Genomic DNA, 22,293 nt, shown 5'->3' with positions numbered 1-22,293 from the left:
GATTATTTATAACTTCTTGTTTTTACCTCAATATTTTCATAAACTAATTCTTCTTTGTGAAGAATTTCTTCGGAAATACTGGTGCCGTTATATTGCCAACAAGCTGCGTATTTATAATTTTCATCATCACGTTTAGCTTCTCCCTCCTGAGTAGAATATTCTGTTCTGAAATGTCCGCCGCAACTTTCATTTCTTTCTAAAGCATCTTTTGCCATTAATTGTCCTAATTCTAAGAAATCTGCAACGCGACCTGCTTTTTCCAGTTCAGGATTCATTCCGTCTGCAGTTCCAGGAACGCGAACGTTCGTCCAGAAATCTTTTTTAATTTCTTCAATTTCATTTATTGCAGTTTGTAAGCCTTCTGCATCTCTTGCCATTCCTACTTTATTCCACATTACAAGTCCAAGTTTTTTGTGGAAATAATCTACTGAATGTGTTCCTTCATTATTAACAAAAAAGTTAATTTTTTCTTTAACATCATTTTCAGCCTGATCAAAACTTGGTTGATCTGTAGGAATTTTTCCTGTGCTGATATCTGCTGCCAGATAATTTGCTATTGTATAAGGAAGTACAAAATAGCCGTCAGCTAAACCCTGCATTAAAGCAGAAGCACCTAATCTGTTTGCGCCATGATCAGAGAAATTTGCTTCTCCCACCACAAAACATCCAGGAATTGTAGATTGTAAATTATAATCAACCCAAACGCCACCCATTGTATAATGAACTGCCGGATAGATTTTCATCGGCGTTTCATAAGGATTATCGTCAGTAATTTTTTCATACATCTCGAATAAATTACCATATTTTTCCTCGATCCATGCTTTACCTAAATTGTAAACCTGCTGCTCAGTCGCGTTATGAATGTTTTTTTCAATAACTGCTTCGTGGCCTTTCTTAATGATTTCTGTATGGAAATCTAAATAAACTCCTTCTTGCGTATCGTTATTTTCAATACCAAAACCAGCATCACATCTTTCTTTTGCAGCTCTGGAAGCTACATCACGTGGAACAAGATTTCCAAAAGCCGGATATCTTCTTTCTAAGAAATAATCTCTGTTTTCTGGCGCTATATCTTGGGCTTTTAATTTGCCTTCTCTTACAGCCGCCGCATCTTCGATGTTTTTTGGAACCCAGATTCTTCCGGAATTTCTAAGAGATTCAGACATCAAAGTTAATTTAGACTGGTTTGTTCCATGAACTGGAATGCAAGTTGGGTGAATCTGCACAAAACAAGGATTTGCAAAATAAGCCCCTTTTTTATGAATTTTCCACGACGCTGAAACATTGCTGCCCATTGCATTCGTAGAAAGATAATATACATTTCCGTAACCACCAGAAGCGATAACAACTGCGTGTGCAGAATGTCTTTCGATTTCTCCTGTTACTAAGTTTCTTGCTATAATTCCGCGAGCTTTTCCATCAACTAAAACAAGATCCATCATTTCATGACGGTTGCAAAGTTTTACTCTTCCTTTACCAATTTGGCGACTTAATGCGGAATAAGCACCTAATAAAAGTTGTTGTCCTGTTTGTCCTTTAGCATAAAAAGTCCGTTTTACCTGAACTCCTCCAAATGAACGGTTATCAAGCTGACCGCCGTAATCTCTACCGAAAGGAACTCCTTGAGAAACACACTGGTCAATAATATTTGCTGAAACTTCTGCTAATCTGTAAACATTAGCTTCTCTTGAACGATAATCTCCTCCTTTAATAGTGTCGTAAAATAATCTATAAATAGAATCTCCATCACCCTGATAATTTTTCGCGGCATTAATACCACCTTGTGCTGCAATTGAATGCGCTCTTCTTGGCGAATCCTGATAACAAAACACTTTTACATTATATCCCTGTTCGGCTAATGTTGCTGCAGCAGAACCTCCAGCTAAACCAGTTCCGACAACTATAACATCAATCTTATCACGGTTATTTGGTGCGACCAAATTCATATGGTCTTTATGATTTTTCCATTTATCTTTAAGAGAACCTGATGGAATTTTTGAATCTAAAATGCTCATAATTTATTGATGATTATTGAGTTATAAAGTGAAATAATGCGATGATGATAAAACCTGCAGGTACTAAAATAGAAAACCATGTTCCAAATGCCTTTATTCCGGGAGTATATTTTGGATGTCTCGCTCCAATAGATTGAAAACTTGATTGAAAACCGTGTGCTAAATGTAATCCTAAAAGTACAAAAGAAACTACATAAAGCCCAACTCTAACTGGGTTTGCAAATTTCTCATGAAGATCAGTCCAAAATCTATTTTCCACTACAGGCAAACCTTCAATGTATTTATAATTCATCTCATGATACCAAAAGTCGTACATGTGAAGACCTAAAAATGCCAAAATGACCAGGCCGGAAATAATCATATTTCTTGACATCCATGTTGAATTTGCTGAACCATTATTTACGCCATATTTAATAGGTCTGGCAGCATTATTTCTCAGTTCTAAAATAAAACCCATAACAAAGTGAAAAATAACCCCGGCAACCAAAATTGGCTGCATAATATATTGAACGAGTGGGTTATATCCCATGAAATCTGATGCATTATTATAAGCATTTGGCCCAAATAGAGACAGAAGATTTACAACCAGGTGCAATATTAAAAATGAAAGTAGAAAAAAAGCGGAAAATGCCATTGCATATTTTCTGCCGATGGATGAGGATATTAAACCAGCCATAGTTGTGAAATTTGAATTTTCACAAAGTTAATTAATGTTAAACTAACTGAAAGTGAGAAATATCAGAAAAAATTAGTTTGTAATCTTTCTAAATAACATCTATTTGACAGAATATTTTTTGTTGTCAACCTGCACAAAATTAATATTTTTTTGATAAACTTTTACTTTATAATTTTTGCATCTTCTAACAGTTAAGTAAGGATTTATAATATATTTTTCAATTTTTGGAAGCTGTGAATTTTCCGGAATTAGAAATATAACATTTTCATCTTTTTTAATGGATAGAAATTGGCTTTTAAAATAATGATGAGTAACGATTTCAGACTTTTTATTTTCATTAAAATTTAGTAAAATCCTCACAAAAATGAATAAAAGTATTGAAAAACTAAAGTAAAAAGAATTTTTCCAGCTCTGTTTTCGTAATAAATTACCTAAAAAATAACAGATTAAAATCAATAAAATGATTTCCGGTATTTTGACGTCAATGTTGCTGTTCATCGCAAAATCTAAGCTGGCAAACCAATGGATCAGTTTTAACAAATTTAAAATTACCAGATCATAAAATGAATTTAGATATAAATTATTAAAATTTAATCCCAAAAGTATTGCTAAAAATAGCGAAAAAGTGATGATGATCTCAGCTAAAGGAATAATTAAAAGATTTGCAAAGATAGAGATGAATGAAAACTGATGAAAATAAAAAATCACCAAAGGCAAAGTAGAGATTTGCGCGGCAAACGTAACGGCTAAAATACCATAAATAAATCTTTTTGCTTTATATTTTGACCTGGGAATTTTATTTAAAATAGGTTTTCGAAGCCAGTATATTCCTAAAACCGCGCTGAAACTTAATTGAAATCCAACATCAAAAATTTCCCGCGGACTTGCTATTAAAATAATCAATCCAGCCAAAGAAAGTGCGTGCAAAAGATCAGGTTTTCTTCGCAAAAGAAAATAAATCATGTAAGTAGAAATCATGATACACGAGCGAACGACAGAATTACCAAGACCTATAAACAGTGCAAAACACCAAATAAAAACCAAGCTGAGAATAATGGCTTGACTGCGAAATCTTTTCGGAAAAATCTTTAAAAATATAAAGAAAACGACACCAAAAATAATTCCGATATGCGTGCCGGAAATCGCTAATAGATGTATCAAACCGCTCTTCTGGAAATCTGAAACAGTTTCTGCATCCATCTCTGTGCGGTCTGCGAGGATTATTCCTTTTAAAAATGACGCACTTTTTTCGGTTAAACTGCTTCTTGAAATTTTATCTAAAATTCTCAATCTTTCCCCTTTTATTTTTTCTAAAAAAGAGAGTTTTCTTTCTGAACTTTGTTTTAAAATTTTAGGTAAATAAGCGACATAAAAGATGTTTTTTCGGGCTAAATATTTTTGATAATTAAAAATGAAATCCGCGTATGGCGGTTCTGTTTTTTGAATATAAACTTCACCTTGATAAAAGTGCGAAAAATCAATCTCAGAATGTGTTTTTGGGATCGTCAAAACTGCATTGAAATCAGTTTTATCTTTAAAAAATTTTACCTCATAACGCCGGTTTTTCTCCGTGCTGTTCAGCTTTTTGTCTAAAATGAAAGATAAATTTTCTTTTTTATTTAATGAAATTTTGGGAGGATCAAATTGTTGAATTTTAAAAAGAAAAATCCCCAGACAAAATACCGAAATTATCAGCAAAATGTGCCGCAAATTTTGAATATAAATATGTTTAAAAAATATTAAAATAAGACTTAAAAAACTGATAAACAGTAAAGTATAAATTTGTGAAAACTTCAAGGTGAAAAATTCCTGAAAAATAATTCCCAAGATAAGAGCGATGAGCAGAACAAAAAATGGCTGCTTTTTCAAAGTTTACATTTTAATAGTCTTTAAAATAATATCTGCGGCACTGTCGCTCGCACCTTTTCCACCTAATTTTTCACGTAAGAATGCAAAATCTTCCAGCATTTTTTCTCGTTTTGGTCCATTTAAAATTTCCTTTAAATGAATGACTAAATTTTTAGTAGTTAATTGATTTTGAATAAGTTCAGTAACAATTTCTTTATCCATAATTAAATTAACTAAAGAAATATATTTCAGATTTTTTACCACGCGTTTTCCAATCTCGTAGGAAATCCTGCTTGTTTTGTAGCAAACAATTTCGGGAATATTGAGAAGCGCTGTTTCAAGAGTTGCTGTTCCTGAAGTGACCAAAGCCGCAGTTGAACATCTTAATAAATCATAAGTTTTATTGGAAATAAATGAAACATCTTTTTCTACAAAATGTTCATAAAATTCTTTACCCAAACTTGGCGCGCCCGCAATGACGAACTGATAATCAGGAAATTGCGATTTTACACTTGTCATTAAAGCCAACATTTTTTTCACTTCCTGCGCTCTTGAACCTGGAAGTAAAGCAATAATTTCTTTTTTATTTAAATTATTTTCGCTCTTAAATTGTTCAATATCAATTGGTTTTAAGTCTGAAATCGCATCAAGCAAAGGATGGCCTACAAAATGAGATTCAACTGAATGTTTTTTATAAAAATCTTTTTCAAAGGGTAAAATGACGAGCATTTCATCAACGAAATTTCTAATTTTTTCAACTCTTCCTTCTTTCCAAGCCCAAAGTTGTGGGGAAATGTAATAGATGACTTTTAAATTTTCTTTTTTGGCAAATTCGGCGATTCGTAGATTAAAACCAGGATAATCAATCAATATTAAAACATCTGGTTTATAATTTAAAATATCTTCTTTGCAAAATTTTATGTTTTTTAAAATCGTGGAAATGTTTTTTGCCACTTCTAAAAAGCCCATAAAGGCGAGATCTCTGTAATGTTTTACCAAAGTTCCACCAACGTTTTGCATTAAATCTCCGCCCCAGAATCGAAATTCTGCGTTTAAATCTTTTTCTTTTAACGCTTTCATTAAATTGCTGCCGTGCAAATCTCCGGAAGCTTCGCCGGCAATAATGTAATATTTCATTTAACTTAAAAAATATAAAAGTGCAAAGAGAAATTACTTTAAACTTTAATGATTAATTTTGTGTAAATATAAAGATATAAAAATGTCACAAGAATTTGAAATAAAAAATAAGATTGCAGAAAGTGGCTTGGTGAATTTTGATATTTCAACGCTTTCGCCGAAGGGAAAAAGAATTGGGATCGATTTAAAAGATTATATATTTCAAGGTATCGTTTTAAAGGAAAAAGAGTTTAGAGTTGATATTGAGAATTTAAATGAAGAAGAATATAGAGGTGCTTTCGTTTACATTTATTGTTCTGCAGATGCGATAATACCTTTGTGGGCTTACTTTTTAATCACTGCAAAAATAACTGATGTCGCTAGAAAAATTGTTTTTGGTAATGCTGAAGATCTTGAAGTTTTATTAATGCATAATGCTGTGCAAACGCATGATTTTTCTGAATTGCAGGGAAAAAGAGTTTTAGTAAGAGGTTGTTCTGAGCAAAAAATTCCGGAAAATGCTTATATTGAATTGGTGGAACAACTAAAACCAATGGTAAAATCATTGATGTTTGGCGAAGCTTGCTCAAACGTTCCAATTTTTAAGAATTAGTTAAAAAAAAATTACTAACTTCGTGAAAACTAAATCATAACATTATGGGAAAAGGTGATAAAAAAACCAAACGCGGAAAAATAATTGCTGGCAGCTACGGTAAATCCAGAATGAAGAAAGAATCGGAACCGCTTTACACAGAACCTGCAGAACCAAAGGCAAAAGTTGAAAAGGCGCCGAAGGAAGTTGCTAAAAAAGAAGCAAAACCAAAAGCCAAAGCAGCGCCGAAAAAAGCTGAAGATAAAGAGGTGAAAACTGAAAAAGCAAAATCAGAATAAATAAAAAAAGCCAGAGCATTGACTCTGGCTTTTTTATGTGATAAAATTACAATTATTTTCCTCCAAAAATACTTCCTAAAAGTCCACCAATGCCGCCACTTTGCGAAGATTGCTGATTGCCACCACCTAAAACACTTCCAAGAATATTCCCTAAAGGATTTCCTGAATCCGCGCTTGAACTTCCGCCGCCCAAAATGCTTCCCAAAATATCATTGATCGGGTTTGTAGATTGTCCCTGAGCCTGCGAATTGGCATTTCCTAAAATTCCGCCTAAAAGATCTCCTAATCCACCGCCAGAATTTACGCCACTTGATTGTTTTTCTTTTCCTATAAAACCCATAATAATTGGCGCCAACATCGCTAAGATCGGTCCGATTTTATCCATCGAAATTCCTGTTTTTTCGGAAAGTTGATTTTCGACCTGTGTTTTGTCGCCACCAAAAATATGATTTAAAATAGAACCGCCCTCATCTTGTCTTTCTGCTGCCTGAGAAGGATTGTTTAAGATACTTCCATCATGATCTTTTTCTAAAGCCGTATTCAGTTTGTCCGCTTCTTCAGGGTTATTCTGTGTTTTTTTATGCAAATAAGAAATTATCAAAGGCGCCGCAACAGCAAGAAGTGCAATGATTTGATTTTTGCTGATTCCAAATTTGTTTTCTGCTTGTTCAGCCACTTGATTTCCTGCGTTTCCCGTAATTAGATCAATTAAACTCATCGTTTTTGTGTTTATTTTTTGTTAATAATAATTAAATTTAAAAATTATTTTTTTGTTAAAAATTTATTTGGTCATAAATTTTAGTTAAATATTGAATGTAGATCTTTAGTTCGATTTATGGAACTGTTACAATTTTTAAATTTCCTATCAAAAGTCTATCTTTGCAATCATAAATTTTAGCAGAATTTTGCCGAAATTTTATCTAAATAAATTTTTTAAAAACATGTTCAGAACGCACACCAACGGAGAATTATCAAGCGCACAAATTGGTCAGAAAGTCACACTTTCCGGCTGGGTACAAACCATCAGAGACAAAGGTTTTGTTCTATGGATCGACCTTCGCGACCGTTATGGAATTACGCAGTTGGTTTTTGATTCTGAGAGAACATCTTCTCAATTATTAGAAGAAGCACGAAAATTAGGTCGGGAATTCGTAATTCAGGTTGAAGGAAATGTTATTGAAAGAACTTCAAAAAATCCAAATATTCCGACTGGTGAAATTGAAATATTAGTTGAGAAATTAACAATTTTGAATGAATCTTTAGTGCCGCCTTTTACAATAGAAGACCAAACTGACGGCGGCGAAGAACTTCGAATGAAATACCGCTATCTCGATATCAGAAGAAATCCGGTGCGTGAGAAATTGATTTTCCGTCATAAAATGGCGCAAAAAGTTCGAAATTATTTATCAGATCAAAACTTTATAGAAGTTGAAACGCCTGTTTTAATTAAATCTACACCTGAAGGCGCCCGGGATTTCGTGGTTCCAAGCAGAATGAATCCCGGACAGTTTTATGCGTTGCCACAATCGCCGCAAACTTTTAAACAATTGTTGATGATTGGCGGAATGGATCGTTATTTTCAGATCGTGAAATGTTTTCGTGATGAAGATCTTCGTGCAGACAGACAGCCAGAATTCACACAAATCGATTGTGAAATGGCTTTTGTAGAGCAAGAAGATGTGATCAACATTTTTGAAGGAATGACTTCAACATTGTTAAAAGATATTACAGGAAAAGATTTTAGCAAATTCCCGAGAATGACGTTTGATGATGCCATGAAAACTTATGGAAATGACAAGCCTGACATCAGATTTGACATGAAATTTGTTGAGGTTAATGATTTGGTTAAAGGCAAAGATTTTAAAATATTTGATGACGCAGAATTAATTGTTGGAATTAATGTTGAAAATTGCGCAGAATACACAAGAAAGCAAATCGACACTATATCAGATTGGGTGAAACGCCCGCAAATAGGCGCTTCCGGATTAATTTGGATTAAATTTCAAAATGATGGCGTTATTACTTCTTCTGTTAATAAATTTTTTAATGAAGAAGATTTAAAGAAAATAGTTGAAAAATTTGGGGCAAAACAAGGTGATTTAATTTTGTTAATGTCGGGCGAATCGAATAAAGTGAGAACGCAACTTTCCGCTTTAAGAATGGAATTGGGGAATCAATTAAACTTGAGAGATCCCAAAGAATTTGCGCCACTTTGGGTAGTAGATTTTCCACTTTTGGAATGGGACGGCGAAACGAAAAGATTTCACGCAATGCACCATCCTTTCACCGCGCCAAAACCGGAAGACGAACATTTATTGGAAACTGATCCCGGAAAAGTTCGGGCGAATGCTTACGATTTAGTTTTAAACGGAAACGAAATTGGCGGCGGTTCTGTTAGGATTTTCAACAAAGAAATGCAGTCCAGAATGTTTGATCTTTTAGGTTTTACCAAAGAAGACGCCGAAGCACAATTTGGATTTTTAATGAACGCATTTAAATATGGCGCACCTCCACACGCAGGTTTGGCGTTTGGTTTTGACCGTTTGGTGGCGATTTTAGATGGCAACGAAGTGATCAGAGATTATATTGCTTTCCCGAAAAATAATTCCGGAAGAGATGTGATGATCGATGCGCCGAGTGCAATTTCTGATTTGCAGTTGGATGAGTTGGAACTTAAGTTGAATTTAAAAGCATAAATTAGAAGCGAGGTTTTTATCCTCGCTTTTTTATTTAAAGATTTAAACTATTTTTACCATTACACAAACTTTGAAAAATGGAAAAATCTTTACAAATTCTACAACAATACTTTGGTTACGATCATTTTAGACTCAATCAAGCGAATGCCGTTGAAAATGTAATTGCTAAAAAAGATACTTTTGTTTTGATGCCAACCGGAGGTGGAAAATCTCTATGTTATCAAGTTCCCGCTTTAGTTTTAGAAGGAACTGCGATCGTGATTTCTCCATTGATTGCGTTGATGAAAGACCAGGTTGATGCGTTGCGAGTGAACGGAATTTCCGCCGCATTTCTTAATTCTTCCATGAATCCAAATGAGCAAAATGAAACTTTTCGTCAATTAAAAGAAGGCAAACTCAAACTTTTATATATTGCGCCAGAAAAGTTGAGCGCAGATAATGGTCACTTTTTAGATTTACTTAAAGACATTAATATTTCCCTTTTTGCGGTGGATGAAGCGCATTGCGTTTCGCATTGGGGACACGATTTTCGCCCTGATTATTTGTTTTTAAATGGCATAAAAGAGCAATTTCCAGAAACGCCAATCATCGCATTAACGGCAAGTGCGGATGAAATTAAAAGGCAGGATATCATTAAACAATTAAATCTTGATGATCCGACGGTTTTAGTTTCATCTTTTGATCGAGCCAATATTAAATATTTTGTTCAGCCGAAACGATCGGTTCTCAATCATATCATTCAATATTTAAAGGAACATCCGAATGATTCTGGAATTATTTACTGTTTATCCCGAAAAGGAACAGAAGATTTGGCGTATAATTTAAAGGAAAACGGAATTAATGCCGCATTTTACCACGCCGGAATTTCTTCCGCCGAAAGAGCGCAGGTTCAGGATGATTTTATTAAAGATAAAACTCACGTAATGATTGCTACCATTGCGTTTGGAATGGGAATCGACAAAAGTAATGTGCGTTTTGTAATTCATGCGGATTTACCAAAAAATATTGAAAGTTATTACCAAGAAACGGGAAGGGCCGGAAGAGATGGCTTGCCAAGTGAGGCGATTTTATTTTATTCGAATGCCGACGTGATGAAACTGAAAAAATTTGCTTTGGTTGAAGGCAATGAAGAGCAATCGAGTTTGATGCTTCGGAAATTGCAACAAATGACAGATTTTTCCGAAATGCAAAAATGCAGGCGTCAATATTTAATGGAGTATTTCGGAGAATCGCATCCCGGAAATTGTAATTCCTGCGATTATTGTCTAAGTGATTTTGAAAATTGGGACGCCACAACTGGTGCTCAAAAATTATTAAGTGCTGTTTTCCGCTTGAAGGAACGTTATGGAAAAAATTTAATAATTGATTTTCTTCGCGGTTCGAAAGGCGTAAAAATCACCGATTACATGAAAAGGATGCCGACTTATGGAATTGGTTCAAATTCAGATAAAACCTTTTGGCAAAATTTAATTAAGCAATTAACGATCAATGGATTTTTGCGGGATTCAGATGGTGAATTTTCTGTTTTAAAACTAACGGAAGGTAGTAATGAGGTTTTATTTAAAGGTAAAAAGGTAAACTTTCAAAAAGTAAAAGAACTCGCAAAAGCCGTCACGGTTGCAGAATTAGAAATCGCATATTCAACTAATGAACTGGATGCTAATATTGAATTATTTGATGAATTAAGACTATTGAGAAGACAGCAAGCCGAGCGGGAAAATGTGCCACCTTACGTGATTTTATCAGATGCAAGTTTGTTGGAATTGGCAAGTTATCTTCCTCAAAATAAAGAAGAATTGAATCAAATTAGTGGTTTTGGCGCTTTTAAAATAGAAAAATATGGCGATTTATTTTTGAATGCGATCTTAGAATATTGTAAAAAAAATAATTTGATCAGTAAAATTTCGGAGAAAGCACCGAAAAAAAATCATACCCAAAAACAGGAAAATAAAAATTTGGGAGGAACTTACACCACCACTTTTCAAATGTATAAAGATGGAAACAGTGTAGAAAAAATTGCGGAAATCAGGAGTTTATCGGTCCAAACTATTCAAAATCATTTAGCAAATTTCGTGATTTCAGGGGCAATTAAAGCAAGCGAATTGATGGATATCAGTAAAATAGAATCTGTTATTGATATTGCAAAAAATCAAAATTTAGTTTCTTTGAAAGCCATAAAAGAAGAATTGGGCGATAGTTATTCTTACTTTAAAATTAACATTGCGGTCGCTCACCACAAATGGCAAGAAAAAGATGCTGCGGTAATTTAGAAATACAAAATTTTGTAAAGGTTTGATTCTATTTTTCAAGGCAACTTCGCAACCAAACTTTCCGGTAAAACTTTTAAAATAAAATAGATCAATTTCCACTTTATATTTGGAACGATGGTAAAAGAATTTCCTGCTTCGACAATATGTTCCGCCACATAATTTGGTTGCATGATGAGGTTTTTATTTAAATTTAAACCTGCATTTATTTTGGTATCAATATATCCGCTGATCAAAACATTGACTATAATTTTTCTGGAAGATAATTCCTGTCGAAGTCCGGCTAAATATTGCGTGAAAGCAGATTTTGTACTGCCATAAATAAAATTACTTTTTCGTCCGCGAACGCCTGAAAGCGAAGAAAGCCCGATAATTCTTTCTAAATTTTTATTATTAAAATCTGTTGAAATAATATTTAAAATAGAAACCGCACCGATATAATTAGTTTTCATCATTTCAAAGGTTGCGTCGAAATCTTGAAGTGCTTTTTGATTTTCCACTAAAAATCCTGCGGCATAAATAACGATATTTGGTTTAATGGAAAGTTCATCATAAAATTTTTGATGAGAAGAAAAATCGCAGGCATCGAAATATTTTAAATCAATTTTTGTCTTATTTAATGAATTTTCTAAAACAAAATTTTCCAGTGATTTTAACTTTCTTGAAGCCGCAATTATTGAAAAACCCTTTTGAAAATATTGCAAAATACATTGTTTTGCAACGTCAGAATTGGCACCAAGAATTAAAACTTTTTTAGAAATCATGGTGCAAATATATTTATTTAAAATTTTTAAATATTAAAAATGACGGAAAGCAAAAATTAATAATTAAATAAAATATTTGGGTAAAAATTAAAATGACAAATCGTAAATTTGGGAAATAGTTTTTCTTACTTAAATTTAAAGCAAACAAAATGAATTTTACGTCAAAAATCGGGTCTTTTAAATTTGAAAATCCTTTAATGAATGCGTCCGGCGTTTGGTGCGATGATAAAGAAAAATTAGATGAGTTGAAAAATTCTTCCTCGGGAAGTTTTGTGACAAAAAGTGCAACGCCACAAATGCGCGAGGGAAATCCATCGCCAAGATATATTGAAGTTCCATTGGGAAGCATCAATTCTATGGGTTTGCCAAATTTGGGTTTTGATTTTTATTTAAATTATTCTTTAAAATTTCAGGAAAATAATCCGGGAAAAGTAAATTTTATTTCTATTGCCGGAATGAAACCGGAAGAAAATTTGGAAATGCTTCATAAAATAAATGACAGCGATTTCAAAGGTTTAACAGAACTTAATTTATCCTGCCCAAATCTTCCCGGAAAACCACAGATCGGTTATGATTTTGAGGCAACTGAACTTATTTTAAAACAAGCGTTCGAGTTTTTTAACAAACCTTTGGGCGTAAAATTACCACCGTATTTCGATATGGTTCATTTCGATCAAATGGCTGAAATTTTAAATCAATTTCCTTTGGCTTACGTGAATTGTATCAACTCTGTGGGAAACGGTTTGTACATTGACACAGAAAATGAAAGTGTTGTCATCAAGCCTAAAGATGGTTTTGGCGGAATTGGCGGTGCTTATGTGAAACCAACTGCTTTGGCAAACGTTCGAGCATTTTACACGAGATTAAATAAAAGCATTTCCATTATTGGTTGTGGCGGCGTAGAAAGTGGAAAAGATGTTTTTGAGCATTTATTGTGTGGCGCCGAAATGGTTCAGGTTGGAACGCATTTAATGAGAAATGGCACATTGGTTTTTGATAAAATTTTATCAGAACTCGCAGAGATTATGGAACAAAAAGGCTACAAAAATATTAAGGATTTTAGAGGAAAACTTAAGAGTTTGTAAATTAGATGGATAGATAATAGACGAAAAGATAAAAGACCAATAAAAATGTAAAATCTCGTGTCTAACTTCTCATATCTAATTTCTGAATTAAATCAACTTCGCAATCACATCAATTCCGCCTTTGGTTTTATCACCAATTTTGCAGGTAATTTCTGTGTCTAAAGGAAGAAAAATATCCATTCTGGAGCCGAATTTTATAAATCCAAATTCATGGCCGGCTTTTGCAGCGTCGCCTTCATTGCAATTCATCACAATTCTTCGGGCAACATAACCTGCAATCTGGCGGAAAACAACTTTGTGATGCAAAAGACTGTCAACTGCAATAGTCGTTCTCTCGTTATCTGTCGAGGATTTTTCGTGCCAAGCGACTAAATATTTTCCTTTGTGGTGTTTTTTATAGACTACATTTCCGGAAACTGGATATCTGCAGATATGAACATTAAGAGGTGACATAAAAATAGAAACCTGAATGCATTTTTCCTTTAAAAATTCATCTTCAGTAACTTCCTTTATCATCACGACTTTACCATCAACAGGCGCAATTACATTTTCTTTATGATCTAAAATATCACGATTTGGAACGCGGAAAAACCAAAAAACCAAACCCAATAAAATAAATAGAGGAATAATGACCACAAGCGACCACATTTGCAAAAAATAAATAGAGAGAAATCCTAACACCGCAATTGCAGTAATCGCAACAGTAAGTGTTCCCTTTGATTCTTTATGAAGTTTCATTTTTATTTAAATGATATTTTTAAACTAATTTTTCTAATATAAAATACAAATATACGACAGGTACGCAGATTGTAAAACTATCTAATCTGTCCAAAACACCACCGTGCCCTGGAATTAAATTTCCGCTGTCTTTGACCCCAAAACTACGTTTTAACTGGCTTTCTACCAAATCGCCTAAAGGTGCAAATATGGAAACTAAAAATCCAACGATCATCCAGTTGCCCCGCAGATCGGGATTATACTTTTCAATAAAAAAGCCCAAAATTAAAGTTAATATAACGCCGCCTGCAAAGCCTTCCCACGTTTTTTTAGGGCTGATCTTTGGTGCCATTTTATGTTTTCCAAATAATCTGCCCGTAAAATAAGCGAAAGAATCACTGCTCCAGATTAAAACAAAAAGAAAAAAGATCTCCAATGTGAAAGTCTTTTCAGGATTTAACTCGGAAAAAGCGGGTAAACCCAAAGCATAACTGAAAGGTAAAGCGAGATAAATAACAGAAAAAATCAATTTTCCATTGTCGAAATACAATTCTTTGGTGAATTTAAATAGAGTGATGCACGCGATTAAAATTAAAGAAAGACCTAAAATTTCTGCCAAATTGAACTGATAAAAAAATCCGTGGTGAAAATATTTAACGGAATATCTGTAGTAAACAATTAGCGCAACGGGAATTAGCGCGTACTTTTCCCAGGAATTGCCAAATTTCATCATTTTCATACATTCCCAAAGTCCGGCAATAAGGAAGAAAGTTATTAAAGCATAAAATAGATAATATTCTTTTATGAAAGGAAAAATTTTACCTAACCATAATTCGCCAAATGGCATTGTGCAAAGAAAAATAACAGCGCCATAAACTGCGCCTGAAATCAATCTTTGTAGTAAATTTTTATCCAAAATAAGTGTTTTAAAGGGGAACAGAATAATAATCAACCATTATTAATCTTCCAGCAAAAGTAAGAAAAGTTTGGTATTGTCTGTATTTCCGGTATCGAGTTTGGAATTGTTACCGCTGATTGAAGTTAGATTCTTTAAAGTTTCCCTCCGTTTTACCTTCATCATTGCGTCGGTAAGATTATTAACGATTTGAGAAACATTTGCCATTATGATTATTTTTTCCGGCAATCTGGAAGAATGATAGTGAAGAATGCTATTGTGAGAAAGCATTATTCTACCATCGAAAGCGATTAAATATTCGCAAGTAATAAAAGCAGCGTCGTTTGCGAGATCAAGTTCAGCAGTGTGAGGCGTGTTGATAACATTAAGAAAATTCTTAAGATCATCATCCCAGCAAAAAACGTTTTTAATACCTTCAATTTTGATGATCTGATTTAAAGTCTGCAATGCTTCAGCTTCATCTGAACAGTAATTAAAAAAGCCGCCAGAATGTGTAAAAAGCTGGGCAAATTTATAGTCAAGATCAGCATGTTTCAGCTGGTCTCCCAATTTTACCAAATTTGCAGAATCTTCTTCTTCCGGTTGGTTTAAAATTTTGTTTACTAATTTTTTAAATATACTCAAAGTTCGCTTTTTACGCCTAGTTCCTACAAAAATAGGAAATAATTACTATTTCCTATATTTATTTAACGATAATATTTTTTAATTATTTTTAGACATCCTTACGCCGGGAAATTTTCTTCATTAAGAACATTTCCTGCGATGGCTGGATTATCAACATTTGTGATCGGTCTTTCTGATAATTCAGGATCCCATGCTCTCTGTCCAAATATTTCTTCAAGATCTTCACGGAAAATAACTTCTTTTTCTAAAAGTTTATTGGCCAAGGCAGTTAGCTTATCTACATTCTCAGAAAGAATTTGAACTGCACGCTGATATTGAAATTCTATTATTTTAGAAATTTCTTCATCAATCATTTTTGCAGTACTTTCAGAATAAGGTTTATTAAAATTATATTCCTGCTGTCCTGAACTGTCGTAATAAGAAATGTTGCCAACTTTTTCGTTAAGACCATAAATTGTGACCATTGCCTGCGCTCTTTTTGTCACTTTTTCAAGATCGGATAAAGCTCCAGTTGAAATATTATTAAAAATTACCTGTTCTGCAGCTCTGCCTCCTAAAGTGGCGCACATTTCATCAAGCATTTGTTCCGTGGTAGTAAGTTGTCGCTCTTCAGGTAAATACCATGCAGCACCCAAGGATTGTCCTCTAGGAACAATTGTCACTTTTAAAAGTGGTGCAGCGTGTTCTACCAACCAGGAAATCGTAGCGTGACCAGCTTCATGGAAAGCCACTCTTCTTTTTTCTGACGGTTTAATAGCCATGTTTTTTTTCTCTAATCCGCCGATTATTCTATCCACAGCATCCAGAAAATCTTGTTTATTTACGGCTTCATGATTATTTCTGGCAGCGATTAAAGCAGCTTCATTACACAAATTTGCAATATCTGCCCCACTGAAACCTGGTGTTTGTTTTGCTAAAAACTCACGGTCAATAGAATCATCCAGTTTTATTTTGCGCAAATGCACTTCAAAGATTTCTTTTCTTTCATGAAGTTCCGGTAGATCAACATAAATAGAACGGTCAAAACGGCCGGCGCGCATTAAAGCTTTATCTAAAATATCGGCTCTGTTTGTAGCTGCAATTAAGATAACATTTGTGTCGGTTCCAAAACCGTCCATTTCTGTTAGCAATTGGTTTAAAGTATTTTCGCGTTCATCATTTCCACCGGTAAACTGACCTTTTCCGCGGGCTCTACCAATTGCGTCAATCTCATCGATAAATATAATCGCCGGAGATTTTGCTTTTGCCTGCGCGAACAGATCACGAACTCTGGAAGCACCTACTCCTACAAACATTTCCACAAAATCAGATCCTGAAAGTGAAAAGAAAGGAACTTTGGCTTCGCCTGCTACAGCTTTTGCCAACAAAGTTTTCCCAGTTCCTGGGGGACCAACTAATAAAACACCTTTTGGTATTTTACCGCCAAGTTTTGTATATTTTTCTGAATTTTTTAAGAAATCAACAACTTCCTGTACTTCTTCTTTTGCGCCTTCTAAACCGGCTACGTCATTGAAAGTAATATTAACTTTGTCTTTCTCGTCAAAAAGTTTTGCTTTTGATTTACCAATGCTGAAAATTTGTCCACCAGGTCCGCCACCGCTTCCCATTTTGCGGAAAAGTACAAAATAAAATAAAGCCATGATCGCGATCCAGAAAAGTGCCGTAAAAAGCAGACTTGTAAGCGGATTTTCTGCCACACCAAAATCCATTTTAGCAGTGATTTCCGGATTTTCGGTTTTTATTTTATTAAATCTTTCCTGAAAATATCTTAAATCTCCGTAAGTAAGCGTGTAATCTGCCTGCGGTTTTAGATTAATCAAAGAAAGTGGATTTTCTGCAGTTGAACTTTTTTTAACAAGCTCGTTTTTGCCAGCTTGCGTTAAAAAGACCTCAGCAGTAAAATTATCCCGGAAAACCATAACATCCTGAACTTTACCCTGCTCGACAAGTGTGTAAAATTCCTGCTCATCCATCGGTTTTGAAGTCTCACCACCAAAAAATTTTGATCCAAAAATAAGCAGCATCACTACAATAGCGATTGGAAAAAACCAATTAAAACCTTTATTATTATTCATAAATTATTGTATAGAAAACCGGTAAAACCGGTATTAAATTAAATATTAATTCTCAATATGCGTAATTTTCGCGTCGCCCCAAAGTTCTTCAATGTCATAATAATCTCTGGTTTCCTGCTGAAAAACGTGTACAACTACAGAAACATAGTCAACTAAGATCCATAAAGCATTTTCCGTACCTTCTACGTGCCAAGGACGTTCCTGTAATTCATTTCTAACTTTTTTCTCGATATTTCCTGCAATGGCAGAAACCTGAGTATTACTGTTTCCGCTACAGATAATGAATGTTTCCGCTACAGAATTTTCAATTCCCGATAAATCGAAGATCATCGTCTTATCGCCTTTAGTATCTTGTATTGCACCAATTATAGTGTCTATTAGTATTTGTTTTTGTAAAGTATTATCCATTAAATTTTATATAGTCTGCAAATTTACCGCTTTTTCTTTATTTTAGCCTTATGATAAACATGTTTAAAATCTTAAAGTTTTCTTAAATGAACCCCTTAATTTATTTGAAAATCAGCCCTTCAACCAATAACGACATCCAGAATTTTGATCTTGAGGACGGCGACTTTTTAGGTTTATACACATTTAATCAAACGCATGGAAAAGGACAATACAACAACTCTTGGGATATAAATCCGGAAGAGAATGTGGCTTTTTCATTTATGCTTAAAACTAAGGATGTAAAGATCTCTGAGATTCTCTTCAATTTCCATACCGCCACTTTGGTGCGGGGTTTTATAGCCAAACTGACGCGTAAGGAAGCGGAAATTAAATGGCCAAATGATATTATTTTAAATAAAAAAAAGATCGCCGGGATTTTAATTGAAAAGAAAAAGATAAAAAATACTGAAGTTTTTATCGTTGGAGTAGGACTCAATGTTTTGCAAACTGATTTCACTAATCTCCCGAAAGCAGGGTCGATACTGACACAAACGAACGAAAAGTTTGATTTAAAAATGGTCGCTGAAAAATTATTTAGCCATTTTCAAAAGGAAATTTTAAACGATCAAGGTATTCTTGAGAACTTTAATGAGCATCTTTTTTTTAAAGAAAAAATCGCTGTTTTTAACCTGAAGGGGAAAAGACAAAATGGCATAATAAAAAATGCGGATGAAGACGGTTTTTTGTTGATCGACCTTGAAAATGGAGGTTTACAGAAGTTTTTTCATAAAGAAATTGAACTTCTTTACTGATTGGCTCTTTTTAAATAAAGAAATGCAGCCAAAGGTGCAAAGACCATATTTGGTAGCCACATCGCCATAAGCGGCGTTAATGTTTTATTCTCTGAAACTACTTTTAAAGCCTCAAAGGAGAAGACAAAAATAAAAGCCAAAGCAATGCCGATGGCTAGGTTGATCCCAAGACCACCACGTTTTTTTTGGGAGGAAAGTGAAAGTGCCAAAAATGTCAGGATTATTATGGAAACCGGCATTGAGGTTCTTTGATAAAGCTCATTAAGGTAAGTATTTAAGTTTCCGTTGCCTTTTTCTCTTTCACGAGCAATAAATTTAATAAGTTCCGGAGTGGTTTTATTTTGCCCTAAAAGTTGATCCGGGAAAAGTTCTTCAGGCGGATGCCCGAAACTGATATTTCGCACAGCGCCGTCTTTTAAAATTTCAGCATCATTTTTTAAGACTGTTTTTTCCAGATAACCGTCGAGTTCGAAGTTATTTTTTTTGGCTTGCCAGGAAACATCACTCGCAGAAATCTGGTAGATCAGTTTTTTATTTTTATCATATTTCTGATAACTAAAACCAGAGCCGCGTTTTTCCTTTTTATTGTAGTTATTGATGAAAATATATTCGTTGGGAGAAAGTTGCGTGGTAATTGATACATTTCCTAAAATTTTCTCTCTGTTAGCATCGGAATAAGTATAGGCATCAAGAACATTTTTTTTGGTATTTGCCAAAGGCAACGCAAAATGGCTTACGCTTAAAAATATGGTAGCGATAAAAAGGGAAGTCATTAAATAAGGTCTTGCAAAACGGTGGAAACTTGCGCCACTGCTAATAATAGCAACAATTTCTGTATTATTTGCAAGTTTTGAAGTAAAAAATATAACGGAGATAAAGACGATGATCGCAATAAATGTCACCAACAAGTAAACGATATAAAAAGGATAATAATGGATCAAAAAGTAAGAAACCGTAAAACCGCTGTTTTGAATGCGCGGTACTTTTTCCTGAACATCAATAACCAAAACGATCACGGTAAGCAACAGCATAATGAACCCGAAAGTTCCCAGGAAATTTTTTATGATGTATTTATCTAAAATTTTCATTCTAAATTTCTAAAAATTTTAAAGTCTGTTACGCAAATTAGGAACCACCGAATTTTTCCATTCATAAAAATCGCCTTTAATGATGTGCTCACGCGCCACTTTAACTAGATCTAAATAAAAAGCCAGATTATGAATAGAAGCGATCTGTTTGGCTAAATATTCTTTTGCCACAAATAAATGACGAACATAAGCTTTTGAATATTCACTATCCACATAACTTGTGCCGAATTCGTCCAAGGGTGAGAAATCACGTTCCCATTTTTTATTTTTCATATTCATAACGCCTTGCCATGTGAAAAGCATCGCATTTCTGGCATTTCTGGTTGGCATTACGCAATCCATCATATCAATTCCGAGTCCGATGGTTTCTAAAATATTCCAGGGCGTCCCAACACCCATCAAATATCTTGGTTTATCTTTAGGTAAAACATCCGTCACTTCATCAGTAATTCTGTACATTTCTTCCTCAGGTTCTCCCACAGAAAGTCCGCCAATTGCGTTTCCTACGGCATTTTGTTCTGAAATAAATTCCGCTGATTTTTTTCTTAAATCTGAAAAACAAGAGCCTTGCACAATTGGGAAAAACGCTTGTTTATAGTTGTATAGTTCTGGATTTTCTGCATTCCATTTAATGCACCTTTTCAACCATCTGTGAGTAAGATCCATCGATTTTCTTACCTTATTATATTCTTCCGGATAAGCAACACACTCATCGAAAGCCATAAAAATATCGGCTCCGATCTGTCTTTGGATCTGCATGGAAATTTCAGGTGAAATAAACATGGTGCTTCCGTCAATGTGAGATTTAAATTTTACGCCTTCTTCATTTAATTTTCTGGATTTTGCTAAAGAAAAAACCTGATAACCGCCAGAATCTGTCAAAATTGGAAGATCCCAGTTCATGAATTTATGAAGTCCGCCTGCAGCCTGCATGATTTCCATTTTAGGACGTAAATTTAGATGATACGTATTTCCTAAAATAATCTGGGCTTTTATATCATCTTTTAATTCTCGCTGATGAACTGTTTTTACTGAAGCTACTGTGCCAACAGGCATAAAAATAGGCGTTTCTACTTTTCCGTGATCTGTGGTTATAATTCCTGCTCGGGCTTTTCCCCCGGAGGTTTTTTCTATTTCAAAAAATTTCTGCATTTCCTTTTTTATCTTCCGCTTCCAGGTAAAAGCGGGTTGTCTTTTAATTTTTTCTCTATAAAATCTTTCGCTTTCGGGTCTTTGTCAAAAATAGTTTCCTGTGCGTCGCTAAAAATTTTATCTAATTTATTCGTGCCGGTATAATAAGTATAACTTTCCTGAAAATCTTTTGCCTTTATCTTATGTTGTTTTAAAATAAATCTGGTTTGAGTTTCTACATTCGCGGTTGGAGCTAAGATCGTCATTTGATCTGCCAGGGCAAATTCTGCAATCAGATTGCTCATTTCTTTTTGTGAAATTAAATTTTTTGGTTCATTAACCGCTTGTGCGCAGGAATTTAGAATTATTACCAATAAAATAAATAAAATCTTCTTCGGCTGGAAATTATTTTTTTTCAAATTTCCCTTTAAATTTATCAACGGGGTCTTCATAATTTACCGATTAAAGATTTAAACTTTAAATTTAAAACACCAAAAACAGCCTCTTTTATAATGCCGCCATTCATTTTGCTTTCACCGCGCGTTCTGTCCGTAAAAATTATAGGCACTTCCACTATTTTAAACCCTTTTTCATAAGCCCTGAATTTCATTTCAATCTGAAATCCATAACCTTTAAGTTTTACTTTTTCTAAATTGATGCCCTCTAAAACTCTTCTTGAAAAACAAACAAATCCTGCGGTCGTGTCGTGAATAGGAACTCTTAAAATAAAACGCACATATTTTGAAGCAAAATAAGACAATAAAACCCTTGACATCGGCCAGTTGACAACATTTACACCTTTAGAATATCTGGATCCGATTACCATATCTGCACTTTTACACGCATCAAATAACTTCGGAAGATCTTCGGGATTATGAGAGAAATCGGCATCCATTTCAAAAATAAAATCATAACCATTTTCCAGAGCCCAGCGAAATCCATGAAGATAAGCTTTGCCCAAACCGTCTTTTATTTTTCTCTCTGTTAAAAATAAATGGGGTTCGTTTTCCTGTAAATTTTTTACAATTTGTGCCGTGCCATCGGGCGATGAATCGTCAACCACCAAAATATGAAAATCTTCCTTTAAATGTAAAACAGCGGAAATTATTGCGGCAATATTTTCCTTTTCATTAAAAGTGGGGATGATGACGAGTTTTTTCATTTTACTATAAGTCCGCAAAGATA

The 22,293-nt window shown here is 34.2% G+C and carries 21 protein-coding genes; 6 read left to right on the top strand and 15 right to left on the bottom strand.

Annotated elements, in window-relative coordinates; genetic code table 11:
• Positions 1-2: 2 nt before the first annotated feature.
• The 4 genes from BM238_RS09220 to lpxB all read right to left on the bottom strand — a co-directional run bounded on the left by BM238_RS09220 (position 3) and on the right by lpxB (position 5,676).
• The gene (locus BM238_RS09220) at positions 3-2,015 is read right to left on the bottom strand and encodes a fumarate reductase/succinate dehydrogenase flavoprotein subunit (RefSeq protein ID WP_090080113.1); all 2,013 of its coding nucleotides are present in this window, start codon (positions 2,013-2,015) and stop codon (positions 3-5) included.
• 13 nt (positions 2,016-2,028) lie between these two features.
• Complete coding sequence (locus BM238_RS09215; protein WP_090080111.1) at positions 2,029-2,691, bottom strand: succinate dehydrogenase cytochrome b subunit; 663 nt, start codon at positions 2,689-2,691, stop codon at positions 2,029-2,031.
• 99 nt (positions 2,692-2,790) lie between these two features.
• Positions 2,791-4,488, bottom strand: a complete 1,698-nt coding sequence (locus tag BM238_RS09210; RefSeq protein WP_233741948.1) for a ComEC/Rec2 family competence protein — start codon at positions 4,486-4,488, stop codon at positions 2,791-2,793.
• A 75-nt stretch (positions 4,489-4,563) separates the two neighbouring features.
• A complete protein-coding gene (lpxB, locus tag BM238_RS09205) occupies positions 4,564-5,676 on the bottom strand; it encodes a lipid-A-disaccharide synthase (RefSeq protein WP_090080108.1) in 1,113 nt (370 codons plus the stop codon).
• A gap of 82 nt (positions 5,677-5,758) precedes the next feature.
• Between lpxB and BM238_RS09200 the strand changes: the two genes are divergently transcribed.
• Positions 5,759-6,268 (top strand): DUF2480 family protein, encoded by a 510-nt coding sequence (locus BM238_RS09200; protein WP_090080106.1) that lies wholly within the window; start codon positions 5,759-5,761, stop codon positions 6,266-6,268.
• 44 nt (positions 6,269-6,312) lie between these two features.
• The gene (locus tag BM238_RS14660) at positions 6,313-6,546 is read left to right on the top strand and encodes a 30S ribosomal protein THX (protein ID WP_090080104.1); all 234 of its coding nucleotides are present in this window, start codon (positions 6,313-6,315) and stop codon (positions 6,544-6,546) included.
• A 52-nt stretch (positions 6,547-6,598) separates the two neighbouring features.
• On the opposite strand, the gene BM238_RS09190 is transcribed toward BM238_RS14660, so the two are convergent.
• On the bottom strand, positions 6,599-7,264 hold the full coding sequence (locus BM238_RS09190) for a DUF937 domain-containing protein (protein ID WP_090080103.1): 666 nt from the start codon (positions 7,262-7,264) through the stop codon (positions 6,599-6,601).
• Between the two features lie 223 nt (positions 7,265-7,487).
• Between BM238_RS09190 and aspS the strand changes: the two genes are divergently transcribed.
• Complete coding sequence (gene aspS, locus BM238_RS09185; protein ID WP_090080477.1) at positions 7,488-9,242, top strand: aspartate--tRNA ligase; 1,755 nt, start codon at positions 7,488-7,490, stop codon at positions 9,240-9,242.
• 77 nt (positions 9,243-9,319) lie between these two features.
• Entirely contained in the window at positions 9,320-11,512 is a 2,193-nt protein-coding gene (gene recQ / locus BM238_RS09180) for a DNA helicase RecQ (protein WP_090080101.1), read from the top strand.
• A gap of 35 nt (positions 11,513-11,547) precedes the next feature.
• On the opposite strand, the gene BM238_RS09175 is transcribed toward recQ, so the two are convergent.
• Positions 11,548-12,273: an SDR family NAD(P)-dependent oxidoreductase gene (locus BM238_RS09175; protein WP_090080099.1), complete on the bottom strand. Its 726-nt coding sequence runs from the start codon at positions 12,271-12,273 to the stop codon at positions 11,548-11,550.
• A 149-nt stretch (positions 12,274-12,422) separates the two neighbouring features.
• Here BM238_RS09175 and BM238_RS09170 point away from each other — a divergent pair, with 149 nt between their 5' ends.
• A complete protein-coding gene (locus tag BM238_RS09170) occupies positions 12,423-13,358 on the top strand; it encodes a dihydroorotate oxidase (protein ID WP_090080098.1) in 936 nt (311 codons plus the stop codon).
• An 87-nt stretch (positions 13,359-13,445) separates the two neighbouring features.
• Here BM238_RS09170 and BM238_RS09165 read toward each other — a convergent pair whose 3' ends face one another.
• From BM238_RS09165 to rsfS, 5 genes are all read right to left on the bottom strand, one after another.
• Positions 13,446-14,096, bottom strand: coding sequence for a phosphatidylserine decarboxylase family protein (locus tag BM238_RS09165; protein WP_090080095.1), 651 nt, complete (start codon positions 14,094-14,096; stop codon positions 13,446-13,448).
• A 19-nt stretch (positions 14,097-14,115) separates the two neighbouring features.
• Positions 14,116-14,991: a phosphatidate cytidylyltransferase gene (locus BM238_RS09160; protein WP_090080476.1), complete on the bottom strand. Its 876-nt coding sequence runs from the start codon at positions 14,989-14,991 to the stop codon at positions 14,116-14,118.
• Between the two features lie 42 nt (positions 14,992-15,033).
• Complete coding sequence (locus BM238_RS09155; RefSeq protein WP_090080093.1) at positions 15,034-15,615, bottom strand: LUD domain-containing protein; 582 nt, start codon at positions 15,613-15,615, stop codon at positions 15,034-15,036.
• A gap of 98 nt (positions 15,616-15,713) precedes the next feature.
• The gene (gene ftsH, locus BM238_RS09150) at positions 15,714-17,690 is read right to left on the bottom strand and encodes an ATP-dependent zinc metalloprotease FtsH (RefSeq protein ID WP_090080092.1); all 1,977 of its coding nucleotides are present in this window, start codon (positions 17,688-17,690) and stop codon (positions 15,714-15,716) included.
• Between the two features lie 45 nt (positions 17,691-17,735).
• Positions 17,736-18,098: a ribosome silencing factor gene (gene rsfS, locus BM238_RS09145; RefSeq protein ID WP_090080090.1), complete on the bottom strand. Its 363-nt coding sequence runs from the start codon at positions 18,096-18,098 to the stop codon at positions 17,736-17,738.
• Positions 18,099-18,184: 86 nt separating this feature from the next.
• Between rsfS and BM238_RS09140 the strand changes: the two genes are divergently transcribed.
• Complete coding sequence (locus tag BM238_RS09140; RefSeq protein ID WP_090080088.1) at positions 18,185-18,889, top strand: biotin--[acetyl-CoA-carboxylase] ligase; 705 nt, start codon at positions 18,185-18,187, stop codon at positions 18,887-18,889.
• Here the strand turns inward: BM238_RS09140 and BM238_RS09135 are convergent.
• Genes BM238_RS09135 through BM238_RS09120 form a run of 4 tightly spaced genes read right to left on the bottom strand, consistent with a single transcriptional unit; the run spans position 18,883 to position 22,270 of the window.
• Positions 18,883-19,977: an LptF/LptG family permease gene (locus tag BM238_RS09135; protein WP_090080087.1), complete on the bottom strand. Its 1,095-nt coding sequence runs from the start codon at positions 19,975-19,977 to the stop codon at positions 18,883-18,885. The two genes, BM238_RS09140 and BM238_RS09135, sit on opposite strands and share 7 nt — an antisense overlap.
• A gap of 18 nt (positions 19,978-19,995) precedes the next feature.
• Positions 19,996-21,129, bottom strand: coding sequence for a tRNA guanosine(34) transglycosylase Tgt (gene tgt / locus BM238_RS09130; RefSeq protein ID WP_090080085.1), 1,134 nt, complete (start codon positions 21,127-21,129; stop codon positions 19,996-19,998).
• 8 nt (positions 21,130-21,137) lie between these two features.
• Positions 21,138-21,527 (bottom strand): DUF4296 domain-containing protein, encoded by a 390-nt coding sequence (locus tag BM238_RS09125; protein WP_177205452.1) that lies wholly within the window; start codon positions 21,525-21,527, stop codon positions 21,138-21,140.
• Positions 21,528-21,556: 29 nt separating this feature from the next.
• Positions 21,557-22,270 (bottom strand): polyprenol monophosphomannose synthase, encoded by a 714-nt coding sequence (locus tag BM238_RS09120; protein ID WP_090080082.1) that lies wholly within the window; start codon positions 22,268-22,270, stop codon positions 21,557-21,559.
• Positions 22,271-22,293: the final 23 nt, after the last annotated feature.

This window comes from Halpernia frigidisoli (genome assembly GCF_900113805.1).
GTDB lineage: Bacteria > Bacteroidota > Bacteroidia > Flavobacteriales > Weeksellaceae > Halpernia > Halpernia frigidisoli.
Note: the sequence above shows the minus strand (reverse complement) of the source record. Positions and strands in the feature narration are given on the sequence as shown.